Origin of the sequence: Acaryochloris sp. 'Moss Beach', assembly GCF_021497025.1 — a bacterium.
Lineage (GTDB): Bacteria > Cyanobacteriota > Cyanobacteriia > Thermosynechococcales > Thermosynechococcaceae > Acaryochloris > Acaryochloris marina_A.
Genome location: NZ_CP071717.1, coordinates 242,100 through 258,139 on the forward strand (window position 1 = coordinate 242,100; position 16,040 = coordinate 258,139).

Annotated in this window: 10 protein-coding genes and 3 pseudogenes; 3 read left to right on the forward strand and 10 right to left on the reverse strand. The window is 46.5% G+C overall.

Annotated elements, in window-relative coordinates; genetic code table 11:
• Position 1: 1 nt before the first annotated feature.
• Together HRE53_RS01165 and HRE53_RS01170 are read right to left on the reverse strand one after the other, a co-directional pair.
• Positions 2–121 carry an ATP-binding protein gene (locus tag HRE53_RS01165; protein WP_235108770.1) on the reverse strand — a complete coding sequence of 40 codons (120 nt, stop codon included), beginning with the start codon at positions 119–121 and terminating at the stop codon, positions 2–4.
• 16 nt (positions 122–137) lie between these two features.
• Positions 138–2,183 carry a PAS domain S-box protein gene (locus tag HRE53_RS01170; RefSeq protein WP_235108771.1) on the reverse strand — a complete coding sequence of 682 codons (2,046 nt, stop codon included), beginning with the start codon at positions 2,181–2,183 and terminating at the stop codon, positions 138–140.
• Positions 2,184–2,510: 327 nt separating this feature from the next.
• Between HRE53_RS01170 and HRE53_RS01175 the strand changes: the two genes are divergently transcribed.
• Together HRE53_RS01175 and HRE53_RS01180 are read left to right on the forward strand one after the other, a co-directional pair.
• A complete protein-coding gene (locus HRE53_RS01175) occupies positions 2,511–3,083 on the forward strand; it encodes a hypothetical protein (protein WP_235108772.1) in 573 nt (190 codons plus the stop codon).
• A 66-nt stretch (positions 3,084–3,149) separates the two neighbouring features.
• Positions 3,150–4,334 (forward strand): annotated as a pseudogene (locus tag HRE53_RS01180) (GNAT family N-acetyltransferase).
• Positions 4,335–4,637: 303 nt separating this feature from the next.
• Here the strand turns inward: HRE53_RS01180 and HRE53_RS01185 are convergent.
• From HRE53_RS01185 to HRE53_RS01220, 8 genes and pseudogenes are all read right to left on the reverse strand, one after another.
• Positions 4,638–5,699: an acyl-CoA dehydrogenase family protein gene (locus HRE53_RS01185; RefSeq protein WP_235108773.1), complete on the reverse strand. Its 1,062-nt coding sequence runs from the start codon at positions 5,697–5,699 to the stop codon at positions 4,638–4,640.
• An 83-nt stretch (positions 5,700–5,782) separates the two neighbouring features.
• Positions 5,783–8,471, reverse strand: a pseudogene (clpB, locus tag HRE53_RS01190) (ATP-dependent chaperone ClpB).
• Positions 8,472–8,635: 164 nt separating this feature from the next.
• Complete coding sequence (gene rfbC, locus HRE53_RS01195; protein ID WP_212661853.1) at positions 8,636–9,193, reverse strand: dTDP-4-dehydrorhamnose 3,5-epimerase; 558 nt, start codon at positions 9,191–9,193, stop codon at positions 8,636–8,638.
• On the reverse strand, positions 9,190–10,071 hold the full coding sequence (gene rfbA, locus HRE53_RS01200; RefSeq protein WP_212661854.1) for a glucose-1-phosphate thymidylyltransferase RfbA: 882 nt from the start codon (positions 10,069–10,071) through the stop codon (positions 9,190–9,192). The genes rfbC and rfbA overlap by 4 nt, the downstream gene beginning before the upstream one ends.
• A gap of 89 nt (positions 10,072–10,160) precedes the next feature.
• A complete protein-coding gene (gene rfbB, locus HRE53_RS01205; RefSeq protein ID WP_315876107.1) occupies positions 10,161–11,228 on the reverse strand; it encodes a dTDP-glucose 4,6-dehydratase in 1,068 nt (355 codons plus the stop codon).
• Positions 11,229–11,361: 133 nt separating this feature from the next.
• A pseudogene (cysC, locus tag HRE53_RS01210) lies at positions 11,362–11,986 on the reverse strand (adenylyl-sulfate kinase).
• Between the two features lie 14 nt (positions 11,987–12,000).
• Positions 12,001–14,229 (reverse strand): GumC family protein, encoded by a 2,229-nt coding sequence (locus HRE53_RS01215; RefSeq protein WP_235108774.1) that lies wholly within the window; start codon positions 14,227–14,229, stop codon positions 12,001–12,003.
• A gap of 225 nt (positions 14,230–14,454) precedes the next feature.
• Positions 14,455–15,372 (reverse strand): DNA methyltransferase, encoded by a 918-nt coding sequence (locus HRE53_RS01220; protein WP_235108775.1) that lies wholly within the window; start codon positions 15,370–15,372, stop codon positions 14,455–14,457.
• A gap of 126 nt (positions 15,373–15,498) precedes the next feature.
• Between HRE53_RS01220 and pyrE the strand changes: the two genes are divergently transcribed.
• The gene (gene pyrE, locus HRE53_RS01225) at positions 15,499–16,026 is read left to right on the forward strand and encodes an orotate phosphoribosyltransferase (protein WP_235108776.1); all 528 of its coding nucleotides are present in this window, start codon (positions 15,499–15,501) and stop codon (positions 16,024–16,026) included.
• The last annotated feature ends 14 nt before the right edge of the window (positions 16,027–16,040 follow it).

Here is a 16,040-nt window from a genome sequence, read left to right on the forward strand (position 1 = left end):
GCTATGGAGATTTGACTGTGGGTAAAGACACGGTGACGGTAGTACCACTGGCAGCTGAAGACTGAATCACTAACTCGCCGCCATGGGTTTCCACGATCCGCTTGGTAATTGCTAGTCCCAAACCATTTCCAGATGACTTAGTGGTAAAAAAATGGCTTCGTCAACTGGGGAAGCACATCTGCTGGAATCGGATCGCCCCCATTATTGACCGCAATTTTGACCTGATCTTGCAGCGCTACAATCTGGACTTGCCAACTAATGGGCTCGCCTTGGGGAACAGCTTCACAAGCGTTGCTAACTAAATTAATAAAAACTTGCTTCAGTTTATCGATATCGGCTTCCACCCAAGCTGGCTCAGAAGCAGGCATTAGCTGAATAGGACGATCTTCCGCGCTGGGCATGTCCTGTAAGGTGGGCAGTAAATCGGCAAAAAATTGATTCAGATCGATGGTTGTTGTATCTAACTTTTGCTGTTTGGCATAGAGCAAAATTTCATTCAGGAGCCGCTGCAGCCGTTCGGATTCATCTAAGGCCAACTGCAGCCGTAGTTTAGCCCGGTCTGGTAAATCCATGCGCTGAAATGAGTTAAGGCCCATCAGCACCGTTGTCAGGGGATTGCGGACTTCATGCACAATCATGGCGGCAAGTTCCCCAATTTCGGCGAGGCGCTCTCGATCCTTTTCCGCTTGCTGCCGCTCGGTAATATCCCGTGCCAAGGCCAAAAGTAACTGCTCTTCCCCCGCTTCAAATAACCCTAAACGGACTTCGACCGGAAATTGACTACCATCTTTCCGCTGATGAGTACCAATAAAAGTGAGAGGATCTTTGGGCAACAGTCGCTGCCATAGATTCGCAAAATCGTCGTCTGACAAACTCTTTTGAATATCAGGTACGCGGCGTTGTAGTAACTCGTCACGGACATACCCCAAATTGGCACAGGCTTGTTGGTTGACATCCACAAACTGTCCTTGTTCGTTGACGACGTAAATGGCATCAACGGCCTGGTCCACCAACATCCGAAATCGGACTTCGCTTGCCTCTAATGCAATTTCGGCTTCTTTGCGCTCGGTAATGTCATTAATGACAGAGAGAATACAGTCTTGGTCATTAACCTTCAGCTGTTCGGAGGAATAGAGAACCGTCTTTTCTTTGCCATTGCGATCGCACAGTCGATACTCATAATTTCGAATAATGCCATCTTTAAGAATGGCCTGAATCATTTGCATCCGATCCGTTGGATCTGCCCATAGATCAAGTTCTAAGCTACTCCGACCTAAAACCTCTGAAGCCGTCAACCCAAACAAGTCCAAAAAACTGTCATTCACTTCCACCAGACGACCATCTTCAAGAGTGCTCATAGTGATGGGGTTAGGGCTGGCCCGAAAGGCTTTGGAAAATTTCTCTTCTGATAACCTGAGGTCAGATTCTGCCTGCTGCCGTGATGCGATCGCATCGCGAATCTGATTAAACATCTGCTCGAAAGCTTGGATCACATCCCCCAGTTCATCATCCGGGGGATTCTGGGTGGATTCAAATTCTGGCGGTGCACTTCCCGGTGGCGTTGCTAAGAATGTCCCCGCTTGGAGAAGATCCTTCCGCAGCTGCAAGATGGGCGCAATCACAAAGGACTGCAGAACAATCATGGTGGCTAAGGACACAAACAGGGAAATAATGACGACCAGACCAATGATCCGAGCAATAAACTGATTGAGTTCGGTTTGGACATTGCTGGCATCGTGGCGAACAATCAGCACATATTTATCGAGCAAGGGCATGGGCCAGGTGGCATCGTATCGTTGTTGCGATCGATTGAGGTATGTTTCTTCTGATCGCCGGGTGACCTGCTCAAAAGTAAGCTCGGGCTGCTCACCAAACTCCCCCACTTTGGTGCCATCGGTGCGAAAGAGAATCCCACCCGTCACGGCTGGATTTTGCTCAATCACCTCAAGTTTGTCTAGAACCGTTTGATCGGTGATTGCATTCTCTTCATTGGCTAGTACACCTGTGGCTTTTGCGGCCGAAATATCGGTGAGATGTTTGAGTAGTTCGGCTTCACGTCGGTAAACGGAAGGGATAAGAATAACGGCTTCAATCGCAATAATGCTCAGAAAGACCCATAGCTCGATTCGTCGTGAAAGACGGGCTTGGAAAAGTTGGGTGAAGGGAGAAAACCGAAAGGGCACTACAACGCTCAGCTAAAACTGATTCTCATTATCCCTGCTAGGGGGCTGGGTTTTATGAGTATCCACAAACAGAAATCTATCTATATCCGCAATCATCGACGTTTGAACGTCTCTCCTCAAGGCTCAACCACTGGCCAAATTCTTTGAGGGTTCAATGACGCTTTCGTGCAAAGAGACCCATCCTCTAAACCCGCAAGATTAACCGTTACGCACATATTTTAAGACTTAAAAGTTCATCCTAAAGTAAATCTTCTCATCCAAGTAAGGCTGGACTGTTCAGATTTAATCTAATGAGGGCATAAATAGTGAAGTGTTAGAGGAGCAGTGATGTCTCACATGAATATCAAGCGCATAGTAGTGGGTTGCATGGGTGCGATCTCAACCACAATCACCCTATACACAACCCCCATATCAGCCAATGAACTCACCGAAGTGTTAGCCGACACACCCATGCAGCTTCAACTTAAAACATTAGACAGAAGCTGGCAGCGGCTGAGTTTGAACCAAGAGTCCTTGGGACCTGCGATGCTGTTTGGCATATCAGGGGCTCTCCAATCTTCCTTGAGAACTAATATCTATTACACTCAAGGCCAAACCATCACCCTCGGTAAGCAAAAGTATCTTGTGGCGTATCGTCCTGAAAGCAGTACGTTGACTGAATTGCTCAAAAGTAACCGAAATCGGCCTCCAGAATCTTTTTTCAAAGTGCTTACCCCTAACACACAGCTTTTTCTCTCTTTGATCAATCTTGCTAAAATTGATAGCCTCCAAGGCATTCAGCCCTTTGACCTACAAAAAGAAATCAGAGAGTCTAAGGAAGCCATTCCTGAAGACACCAAATCAAAGGATAAACCCAAAGTATCTCCTGAGCCCACTCAGCCTTCGTCTAAATCCAAATAGCGGTTGGGTTACCATACCCTAATTGAGCGGTTTCCATTACCTTAGAAACAGTTCATTTTTTCATCTATGGTAACCCAACCCCAACCTCGCTACTCCGTTCAGTGGTTTGAGCAGATTGGACAGATTTCACAGCAAGCTTGGGATGATTTGGCTATCCCCTTAAAAACGCCCTTTTTAGAGTGGCACTGGCTCAATAATTTGGAGACGTCTGGCAGTGCGATCGCTCGCACAGGATGGTTACCCCAACATCTAACCGTCTGGCGGGATCAGACCCTGGTGGCAGCGGCCCCACTCTATGTCAAAGGCCATAGCTATGGTGAGTTTGTGTTTGATCACCAGTGGGCAGATGTGGCCTACCGCATGGGGATTGAATATTACCCCAAACTCTTGGGGATGACCCCCTTTACCCCTGCGGAGGGCTATCGGTTTCTAATCGCCCCGGACGAAGATGAAGACATGCTGACTGGGTTGATGGTCCAGGTGATTGATGGCTTTTGCGCCCAGAACAATTTATCGGGCTGCCATTTCCTATTTGTCGATCCAGACTGGCAACCTGTGATTGAACGCCATGGGTTTAAGGGGTGGCTGCATCACAGCTATATCTGGCAGAATGAGGGCTTTTCCACTTTTGATGACTATCTTGGGGCGTTCAATGCCAATCAACGCCGCAACATTAAACGGGAACGCAAAAGTATTGCCAAGGCGGGACTCGAACTCCGAACCTATCAAGGGGAAGAGATTCCCGACTTTCTCTATGGGCGGATGCACCACTATTACGAAGACACGTGCGAAAAGTTTATGTGGGGCAGCAAGTATCTGACCCGACGATTTTTCCTGGATCTGCAATCGACCTATGGGGATCGGGTTATCTTTGTAGCGGCTTATCCAGAGGGAGAAATTCAACAACCCGTAGGAATGTCTTTTTGCTTAACGAAGGGTGAGCAGCTTTATGGTCGTTATTGGGGCAGCGATCAGGAGTTTGACTGCTTACATTTTGAGGCTTGCTATTATTCGCCCATTGAATGGGCAGTCGCTCAAGGGATTCAGCGATTTGATCCGGGGGGCAGGGGGCAGGCATAAAAAAAAGGCGGGGGGTTTCGAGCAACACCAAACTACAGCTTGCATCGATTCTATAGACCTCGTCTTCAACAAATTTTTCATCACTATATTGATGAGATTAATGAGGATGAACAGCGAGAGATTGACCATATTAATCAGGAGTTACCTTTCAAGCAGAAAACTGAATCCTGATTCGAACTTGAGTTTTGAGAGGTTTAACAGTTCTGTTCATCCCATAGCCAACGGTAAAAAAGACCCGTGTCCCTGCAGTTCAGGACGAAAATCCAAGCAATTGCTGTATACAGAGTGGGCGGTTTGACGGTTCATATAGGAGCTACTACTCTCGCGAGTAGTGAAGTCTAGCCTTCAAAAGTAGAGACCCTGAAATTTTTCATCAGTCTTTCAGTTCTATTGAGTTTTCCCAAGAAAACAGTTTTCTCCCCTCAGAATGGGGACCAAATGCAGAAAATGAAACCTTGGTACAAGATCTTCAGATCAGGAACTTGAACGAACCAACTGGGCCAACGAAGCTTCCATAACATCCGTCGTTTGCCCAAACACCGAGAAAGCCAACGCTTCCCGATAGACCCGTTGGGCAGGATGGCCCATCAAATTGGCTCCACCTCGCCCACTAATGACAGCCGCATGGGCACAGCGATTGGCCAACTCAATCGCCCAGGCTCTAAGTTGCAGACGTTTAGGCAACGTTAATTCAGAGGTTTGCTGTTCCTGATAAATAGCCTGTCGACACGACTGCAACTCCTGGTCTAATAACTGTCGAGCCGAGTCCACAAAGTCCGGTAGATTCGGACTAGAGAGAATATCTAAAGCAGCCTGAGCACATCCCAAAGCAAAAAAGCTATGGTGCAAACTATTTTTTGTATCGTTAGAGTGAATCCAGTCCGGTGGACGCATCACCACAACCGCTTCCTGCGAAAGTTGCCAGCGATTCAACCGTACCTTCACCGTTTGTGTGGTCCCCATCGCCGCCAAAGGCAGTGGATCACTACAAGTCATCATGCCGCCAGCTTGAGAAACCGTTGCCAAGGGCACCATGCCAAATACTGCCCGTCCATCCGCCAGTTGAGCCCCAACAATAAAGTGCTTAAAACAGCCATATCCAGTGACCCAAGGGACTTCACCCGTAATTTCATAACCTGAATCCGTTGGAATCGCTTGAACCGGGGGCGGATTCTGGCGGCGCAGATGGGAAAAGCCAATACCAATCAACACCTTACCGCTGCTCAGATGGGGGAGATATTTTTCCTTCAGAACTGTATTGGTACTTCGGGCAATAAGTGAGGCCGCACTTTGATGTTGGGTTTGCAAAAATGCCAATGCACCTGAATAGCGACTGACCAGTTCTTGAAACTGGCGAAATGTCAGTTCATCGAGATCTTGTCCACCCCATTCCTGATGTACTCGCAGCCCCAGCAACCCCTGACTTCCCAACTCATATAGGGCCTGAAACAAGGACTCAGAACTTTGGTCAATCTGCATCGCTTGCGGCGCAATCATCCCCCGCAAAAAGTCTTCAGCCTGCTCAAGAAAAGTCATTCAATCTGCCTCTACAGACTCACACAGCCCAAGACCAAGGGCTGAGCGCAGCCAAAGCCCGGTGCAACAAGACACTAGACCACTCAGGAAGCCGCAGAGGCCAGCTCTTCTTCTTCTGACTCTTCTTCTTCCTCAATTTCTAAAGTCGTTCGTGGAGCCTGAGACAAGATCAGCCCATCCTCATCCCAATCCACCAGAATGGTGTCACCACTGGTAAACGTATTCTCCAGAATCTTGGTGGCAATCGGATTCTCTAGTTCCCGCTGCAAGGCTCGCTTCAGGGGACGGGCACCGTAAACCGGGTCATATCCCGCTTCTACAATATGTTCTAATGCCTCATCCGAAATCTGAATCGCCAACTTCTGTTCTGCTAACAGCGCTTCAATCCGCTTCAACTGAATCTTGACAATCGATCCAAGCTGCTCCCGATTGAGGGTATGGAACATCGTGATTTCATCGATGCGGTTGAGAAACTCAGGACGAAAGTGCGATCGCAACGCCTCCAACACCTTCATCTGCATCTCTAGATACCGTTCTTCTTCCTCCGAGGATTCGGTAATATGCTCACTGCCAATGTTGCTGGTTAAGACAATAATCGTATTGCAAAAGTTGACGGTTCGTCCTTGGGCATCTGTGATCCGACCATCGTCCAAAACTTGCAGCAGAATATTAAAAATTTCCGGGTGAGCCTTCTCCACCTCATCCAACAACACCACCGAATAGGGACGACGGCGCACCATCTCCGAGAGCTGTCCGCCCTCTTCATACCCCACATACCCTGGAGAGGCTCCCACCAGTCGGGACACGGCATGCTTTTCCATATACTCAGACATATCAATCCGAATAATGGCATCTTCCGTATCAAACAGGAATTGGGCTAAAGCTCGGGCCAGCTCCGTTTTACCCACCCCGGTCGGTCCCAAAAACATAAAGGAACCAATGGGACGATTCGGATCTTTCATTCCCGCTCTGGCTCGGCGGATGGCAGCCGACACCGCTTCAACGGCATCTTCTTGACCAATCACCCGCTCATGCAGATGATCTTCCAACTGCAATAACTTCTGACGTTCCGACTCCAGCAATCGACTCACCGGAATACCTGTCCAGTTAGCGACCACTTCGGCAATATCTTCTTCCGTCACCTCTTCCCTGAGAAGCGTTGGCCCCTTAGCACGAATCGCCAATAGCTTCACTTCACGCTCTTCCAGGTCTTGTTGCAAGGTTGCCATGCGGCTGTAAGTCAGCTGCACGGCTTTCTCATGGTCAAATTCGCGTTCGGCTTTTTCAATTTCAATCCGAACTTGGGCTTCCTGTTCCTTCAGATTATTAATTTCTTCCAGAACCTGCTTTTCAGTTTGCCACTGGTCTTCCAAAGACTTGCGCTTAGGAATCAGCTCATCAATTTCAGCAACCACCCGCTGTAAATGATCTTCTGAAGACTCATAAATTCCACCAAGGCTAGAGCGGTTCTGTTCTTGCTCTAGAGACATCTTTTCCATCTCTAGCTGCATTACCCGTCGTTCAATCCCTTCTAGCTCACTGGGCTTCGAGGTCATTTCCATCTTCAGCTTCGCTGCCGCTTCATCCACCAAATCAATGGCCTTATCCGGCAAAAATCGATCAGCAATATAGCGATCTGACAAAACAGCTGCAGCCACTAGTGCTGAGTCGGTAATTTTGACATTGTGATGAATTTCATACCGATCTTTCAAACCCCGTAGGATTGAAATAGCAGAGTCCACATTGGGTTGGTCAATATAGACTTGTTGAAACCGGCGCTCTAAAGCCGCATCTTTTTCAATATACTTGCGGTATTCATCCAGGGTAGTGGCTCCAATGCAGCGCAACTCCCCCCGAGACAGCATGGGCTTCAGCAAGTTGCTGGCATCCATGGAGCTTTGACCCGCTCCCGCCCCCCACCACAGTATGCAGTTCATCGATAAACAGAACAATCTGGCCATCGGAATGGGTCACTTCCCGCAAGACAGCCTTCAGACGATCTTCAAACTCCCCTCGATACTTTGCACCTGCAATTAAGCTCCCCATATCCAGGGTAATGAGCTGCCGATTCTTCAAGGATTCTGGCACATCCCCATTAATGATTCGCTGGGCGAGACCTTCTGCGATCGCAGTCTTACCCACACCCGGCTCACCAATCAAAACGGGATTATTTTTTAACCGTCGCGACAGGACCTGGATGACCCGACGAATTTCATCATCCCGGCCAATCACCGGATCCAGCTTCCCAGCTTTGGCCCGCTCCGTCAGATCGCGACCATATTTTTCAAGGGCATTGTAGCGAGACTCCGACTCTTGATCGGCCACCTTTTGAGTCCCGCGCATGGCCTTAATGGCTTTCTCAAGATCCGTACGGGCAATCCCCTGATCTCGCAGCAAAGACTGCCCCACCCGACCATCTTCAGCAAAAGCCAACAAATAATGGTCCACCGAAATAAACTGATCCTCTCGGGCTTGCCTCAGCGCATCCGCCTGATCGAGAAGGCGATCCAATCCTGGACCTAAAAATAACGCCGTTCCTTCGTCAACCTTTGTCTGCCGCTCAGCAAAAGCCGTTAACTGTTGCAGAATTTGATCAGCATCAACCTTAGCCTTGCCCAAAATCTTATTGGCTAATGGCTCTTCCTCTAATAGAGAAATAGTTAAATGCTCAACCTCTAGCTTGTTATTACTGAACCGCCGTGCCACATCCTGAGACTTAACAATAGCCGTCCATACCTTGTCGGTAAACTTATCAGGATCAGTAGGTTGCATACAAAAAGGAGACGGCTTAGCCTGAATTTTTTTCAGGACTAGTATAACAAGCTATCCCGTTGGATACGGTAAGGCCGTGAAGAGTTCACACAGACCATCGTCAGTTTGCTATTTCAGTCTCTTCGATTGCGCCTTAACATCCTTTAGTGCCATATCCGCTAAACCTAAGCGATTGCAAACCTAGGCAAACAATCCATCAGCTCCGATAACTTAGGCAATGCAGTATCTTTATGGGAAAGAATAGGCTGGTCAATGGGCCAGTCAATTGCCAAGGCAGGATCATCCCAAGCAACACCTTGCTCATCCGCTGGATTGAAAAAATCACTGCATTTATATATAAAGTCTGCCGTCTCGCTCAGGACACAAAATCCATGGGCAAAACCAGGTGGAACATACATCTGCTTGTTGTTTTCACTAGAAAGATACTCACCAAACCACTGTCCAAAATAGGGTGACCCCTTGCGGATATCGACTGCTACATCAAAAACCTCCCCCGAGCTGACCCTGACTAATTTTCCTTGGGGATATTTCAGCTGATAGTGGAGCCCCCGCAATGTTCTATAAGCAGAACGAGAATGATTATCTTGCACAAACACCTCATCAATCCCAGATGTTCTATACCGTTGGTAATGATAGGTTTCCAAGAAAAAACCACGTTGGTCAGAAAATACACGCGGTTCTATCACTAAAACACCGGGCAAAGGAGTTTCTATCACATTCACAGGGGTTGATCTCCCTCTTCCAAAACTCTTAGGAGATACTCTCCATAACTGTTCTTGCACAAATCTTGACTCAATTCTTTGACCTGATCTGCCGAGATATATCCCATCCGATAGGCCACCTCTTCCACACAGGCAATCTTCAAGCCTTGTCGTTGTTCCATAGTTTCCACAAAAGCAGCCGCTTGCAGCAAACTTTCGTGGGTACCCGTATCGAGCCACGCCACCCCACGACTCATCTTCTCAACTTTCAATTGTCCTTGTTGGAGATAAGTTGTATTCACATCCGTTATTTCCAGCTCCCCTCTAGCAGAAGGTTTCAAAGCTTTGGCAATATCAATCACTTGGTTGTCATAAAAATACAGCCCCGTCACCGCATATTGAGATTTCGGATGCTGAGGTTTTTCCTCAATATCTGTAACCTGACCCTCTTGATCAAACGCTAATACCCCGTACCGCTGTGGATCCTTGACCCAATAGCCAAACACAATCCCCCCCTCAGTCAGCCGCGATATTTTCTGAAGTCGCTCTGCTAAAGCCGCTCCATAAAAAATATTATCTCCAAGGATAAGGGCAACAGAATCATCACCGATAAAATCTTGGCCAATAATAAAAGCTTGGGCTAAGCCTTCAGGCTTGGGTTGCTCAGCATAGGAAAGGGCTAATCCCAGCTGATGACCATCTCCAAATAATCGCCGAAATAACGGTAAGTCCTGAGGGGTAGAGATAATCAGAATCTCCCGAATCCCCGCCAACATTAAAGTTGAAAGAGGATAGTAAATCATGGGCTTATCGTAAACAGGCATTAACTGTTTAGATAACACCCGAGTAATGGGATAGAGTCGAGTACCTGAACCGCCAGCCAGAATAATTCCTTTCATCCGTATTATCTCGGCAATATATAACTGCAGCGTCCTTTCTTCAGACTATGCCCACCTGACGATGGATGTATAACATCGACAAACGTCTTTTATTTCTTGACTGCCGATAACCCTAATCGCTGACATTCATACTGGTCAGATGTAACCTGCTCACACCATGCCTGATGGTCTAGATACCACTGCACGGTTCTCCTCAATCCAGACTCAATCGTGACTTGCGGAGACCAGCCCAGATGTTGCTTAATTTTAGAAAAATCTATCGCATACCGTCGATCATGCCCCGGTCGATCCTCCACCAAGGTAATTAAATTTGCATGGGGTACATGGGCTGAATGGGGGAGAAGATCATCCAAAATCGCACAGATTTGTTGGACAAGCCAGAGATTTGTTTTTTCCGTGTCTCCCCCAATATTATAGGTTTCGCCAGTTTTTCCTTTAGTCAAGACCAGATCAATGGCTCGACAGTGATCCTCAACAAAGAGCCAATCTCGGATATTTTGCCCATCCCCATACACAGGCAAAGGCTTGCCCTCCATTGCATTCAAGATCATCAAGGGAATTAACTTTTCTGGGAATTGATAGGGGCCGTAGTTATTGGAACAGTTCGTAATTAACGTTGGCAGATGGTAAGTATGAAAATAAGATCTCACGAGGTGATCAGAGCCGGCTTTAGAGGCGGAATAAGGACTATTAGGCGCATAAGCTGTCGTTTCCGCAAACGGTGGATCCTCAGCCGACAGGGAACCAAAAACTTCGTCAGTCGAAACATGCAGAAATCGAAAGCTGTTTCGTTCCGGAAAAGCGAGTTGCTGCCAGTAGGACCGGGTAGCCTCTAGGAGATTAAATGTGCCAACAATATTAGTTTGAATAAAGTCATCTGGGCCATCAATAGAACGGTCCACATGGGTTTCAGCCGCAAAATTGAGAATGGCACTAGGACGATACTGAGCCAGCAAGTCCACAACAAGCTGACGATCACCAATATCCCCTTGAATAAAGATATGGTCGGGATCAAACTCCAGGGAATCTAAAGTAGATAAGTTACCTGCATAGGTCAACTTATCTAGGTTCAATACCAAGCTTTCATGATTCTGCCGCTTCTGCAAAACATAGGTTGCACCAATAAAACCGGCTCCCCCCGTAACCAGAATTGTCATGATGATTTATTTTTCGGTGATAGGCTCGTCAATTTACCCTAGCAAAAATAGGAAAATTCAATTAATTTTACTTTCAGAGGGCAAACATTTCACCATTGGTGAGTCGCAAGACCTCAGATACTTACTATCTCGCTCAATTGGCGACCGATGCGGGTTGAAAAGCACCCCGTTCCTGTAAAAATTCAATCACCTGCTGGGCACAAGCCTCCAGGGAATCCTCCCCCCGTCTTCACAATTATCTCTGGCTCTTCAGGTGGCTCATAGGGTGAAGAAATACCTGTGAAGTTAGGGATTTCACCCGATCTCGCCTTCCTATATAGCCCTTTAACATCTCGTTCTTCACAGACTTCTAAACTGGCTTGGCAATATATTTCAATAAAATCACCTTCTGGAACCAATTCACGAACGCGATCTCGATCGGCTCGAAATGGAGAGATAAATGCCGACAGGACAATGATGCCAGCTTCAGTAAAGAGTTTAGCGACTTCACCAATCCGGCGAATATTTTCAACGCGATCTTCGCTAGAAAAACCTAGATCTGCGCATAATCCATGACGGATATTATCTCCATCGATGACAAAAGTTCGGCAGTTCATCTTACACAGAGCATCTTCAACGGCATGGGCCAGAGTAGACTTGCCTGCACCAGATAGTCCCGTAAACCAAAGGATGGTACTAAGGTGGCCATTTTGATCCTGCCGGTTCTGGCGAGTAACGGTAGACTGATGCCAGACAACATTGGAAGATTTCTTAATCATAATAAGTGAGGGATTTAGGAGCGCTCTACAGCATTAACATCAGCTTTTTTCTTCTTTTTCTTGGCTTTTGACTGTTCGCCCCCGGAATTCTCTCCATAATAATCTTGAGCATAGTAGTAATAATAACTATCTGGCTCATTTTCAGGGATGACACCATTAATGACGAGTCCCAAAACCTTTTGACCAGAACGCACCAATGCATCCTTAGCGGATTGAGCAGAACCAGAATCCACTAGGCCTGGACGGGTTACTAAGAGAACACCGTCCGTCATTTTACCGAGTAGAAGAGCATCTGCAGCAACTGCTAACGGTGGAGAATCAATCAGCACGTAATCATAGGCTTGATGAAATTCCTCAAGCAATACGGCCATGTGATGGGAGTCAATTAAAGGGACTGGATTGGGGGGGGTAACCCCTGCCGTCAGAATATCGAGCTGATCATCCTCGGGTCGGATGGCTTCATGCCAGTCTTTTTGCTCCACTAAAACATTGCTCAATCCCAAAGTATTGGGCAACTCCCAAACCTGGTGCTGAGAAGGGCGTCTCATATCAGCATCAATGACTAAGACTCGATGCCCCAGTTCACCCAGTGCTAAAGCTAAATTAGCCACAACTGTTGACTTCCCTTCTTTAGGGATGGAACTGGTGACCACAAAAACCTGCACATGATGATCTGAGCTTAAGAACTTAAGATTAGCCTGAAGCATGCGATAGGATTCACTCACAGAAGAGCGAGGAGACTCTCGAACCACCAAATCTGGGGTAGGGCGATCCAACCCCTTGCGGGTCATCTTTTCAGCATCTTTCAGTAATGGAATATTTCCTAAAACTGTATAGTCAAATAGCTCTTTTGCCTCTTGGACAGTCTTAACAGAAGTATCTAAGGCTTCAAGAAGCAATGCAGTCCCTAGTCCCAGCAATCCTCCCAGGAAAAAACCAACAGCCAAGTTAAACGCTTTGCGGGGAGAAACCGGTTCTTTGGGCTCTAATGCTGCTGCAATAATGCGGACATTACCAATATTCTGGTTCTCACTAATCGTAATTTGCTGCAACGCTTTCAATAACTCTTCATAAGTCGTTTGAGCTACGATTCTATCCCGTTCAAGAGCAATTAATTGCTGCTCTAATTTAGGTATTACGCCTTGTCGACGTTTGTTTTCAGCTTGTGTTTGAGCCAGAGACAACACTTGTTTCTCCAAACCTAAACGATCCACTTCAGCTTGGACCAAAGCATCCGTCAAAGATTGTCGAGATTCTCCTGCTTGTAGATTACGAAGAGGCTGAGGTTGACTGGCCTCGACAATCTGGCTTGTTTGCTCACCTAATACACCTTTAAGAGCAGTTCTTCTATCTTTAAGGTCAAGAATGGTGGGATGGTTAGGTTGAAATACTTTTAGGGCTTCAGCAAGTTTTCGCTCGTTCTCTTGGTAGTTAGCCAAGGCTTGTTGAACCACTGTCGATTGGCTCAAAGCATTGATGTCTTCCCCTTGCTGGGGAGAAAGCCCCAACTTATTTCTAAGGGCACGGCTTTTTGCCCTCGCGTTAATTAGAAGACTTTGCATCTTAGCCGTTTCTTGGTAAAAGTTGCCTTCAACCTCTACAGAAACCTTAGCTTCTTCTTCTAAGGCAATAATTCCGTTCGCTTCCTTAAACCGTCGTAAGGATAGATCCAGATTTCTTAGTTTTGCGGCAATCTCTGGAACCTGTTTTTCAATAAACACCCTTGCGGAGGCCGCTTCAGCTCGGTTCGTCTCAATATTGTTCTTGAGATAGTCATCCATCAGCCGATTCACAACATCAGCAGACTCTTTAGGATCAATGCTTTTGTAGGTAACGTTTAAGACATCAGTATCTTTAACATTAAAAACCGTCAAGGCTTCCATGAAATCCTTGGTTTCTAGGGGGGAATCCTTATCATCGACTAACTTCAACGCAATAATAGTTTGTCGTAAAATCGGCTCTGAGCGAATAATTTCCGCTTCTGTCTGGACCGGACTACTCTTGGTAGACAATGCTTCTAAGCCACCCAGCCCCCCAATTTCCAAATCAGAAATTGATGCACCACTTTGCTTCTTAAGTAAAAGCTTGCCCTCAGCCTCATATACAGGCTTTTGCAAAAATGTTGCCAATGCGGTCAGAACAAAAACCGAGCCAAATACAGCTGTTGCAGGTATCCATCGACGTCTGAGTATGCGGAGGTAGTTGCGGATATCGATGTTTTCATCTGTATACTCATTACTCATTGGCGATATAGGGGTCTTCTCAATTCAATTCAGAGCAAAGGGTTGAAGCTAATTTAGCTGTCAGGTTTCCAAATAGCAAATTTTTTTGAAGGCTACCATCTCAACTTCTCTAGCATGGAACATTGCTTTTTGCATTAAATCATTCTTCGGTGAAGATTTGAGCAGTAGAGCTGGATGTCCAACAATTGGCACATGCTTGGTATTCCCCCATTTTGGTTAAAAAAATTACTGGGTAGCTTGAGGAATGATTGTATTCCGTTCCCAGAAAATTTCTTGGGCAAATCCTTGAATAGCTGGATGAGAGTCAGCTAGCTCAATCCGTCGTTCGGACAACAAGCAATACTCCTCATCAAGTTCGATGCCGATAAACTGTCTATGCAGTTTTTTAGCAACCACAGACGTTGTGCCGCTACCCAAGAAAGGATCAAGCACAATATCTCCAGGGTTACTACTGGCCAGCATTAGCTTTGCAACTAATTTCTCACTTTTTTGAGTGGGATGATCAGTATTTTCGGGCATTGACCAAAAAGGGATAGAAATATCAGTCCATAAATTAGACGCAAAAGTATCTCTAAAGTTGCCATTTTCAGTTTGAGACCAATCTTTAGGAGAACCATCCGGATGTCGATAGGGAGCTAGTACCTTTCGCCGCTGTTTCACAGCCTGGCTATTAAAGGTATATGAGTTCGAATTTGTGCAAAACCAAATATCTTCGCTCGCATTTTTCCAATTTGAACGGGCTCCTCTGCCTTTCTCGCGCTCCCAAGTGATCCGGTTACGAACCTGAAAATGAGATGTAGCAACCGTGAAAATTGAAGCAGATGAGAACCAATCTCCACAGATGTAGATTGAGGCATCAGGACGTAATAGAGGTTTGAGCTTACAACAAATATGATCTAGCCATTCAGTATATGCGGTTACAGATTGCTTGGTGAACGTTCGACCATTGAAGACTTTATTCAAGTTGTAAGGTGGGTCAAGAATCAATAAATTGATGCTGCTTTGAGGGAGCTTGGGGGCTATATCAAGGCAGTCTCCTTGAATCGTAATATCGGCAATTGGCGATGTTTTGGTAATATTTTTGACGAGTTTCAATCTCAATCGCTCACGGTCTGCCGTACTGAGGGTCAATGTACGGTTCATAGGTGCTCTTGATTTTGGCGTTTGAGGTAGGTCTGACATAATCAGGTGTCTTCCCTATATAAGCAGTTCTAAGAGGGAGCCTAGCACCTAAACTAATTAAAGTTAGCCCAATTTCCACGAATTTTGATGAACAAAGCAGACCTGACAAAAGCGATTTATGACACGTCTCATATTACAGGTGAGTTTTTACTGCGATCGGGGCAAGTCAGCCATGAATATTTTGACAAATATTTATTTGAAGCAAATCCAACTTTATTGAAAGCCATTGCTGAACATCTCGCAACGATGATTCCTACCCCTGTTGATGCTCTAGCAGGTTTGGAAATGGGCGGCATTCCCATCGTGGCCATGTTATCTCAAATCAGCGGATATCCTTCCCTCTTCGTCAGAAAAAAGGCTAAGCCTTATGGTACCTGCAAACTAGCTGAGGGAGGAGAGATTCAGGGAAAACGGCTCGTCATCATTGAAGATGTGGTGACGTCTGGCGGACAGATCAAGCTTTCAGCCCAAGACTTGCGATCCCTAGGTGCTACGGTGACGGATGTCATGTGTGTCATTGATCGCGAAGCGGGTGGACAAGCCAATCTAGCTGCGGAAGGTTTAACACTCCATCCTCTATTTACGATGACAGAGTTAAAGCAGTCAGCTCAGTAGTCCCTCAACCTTCT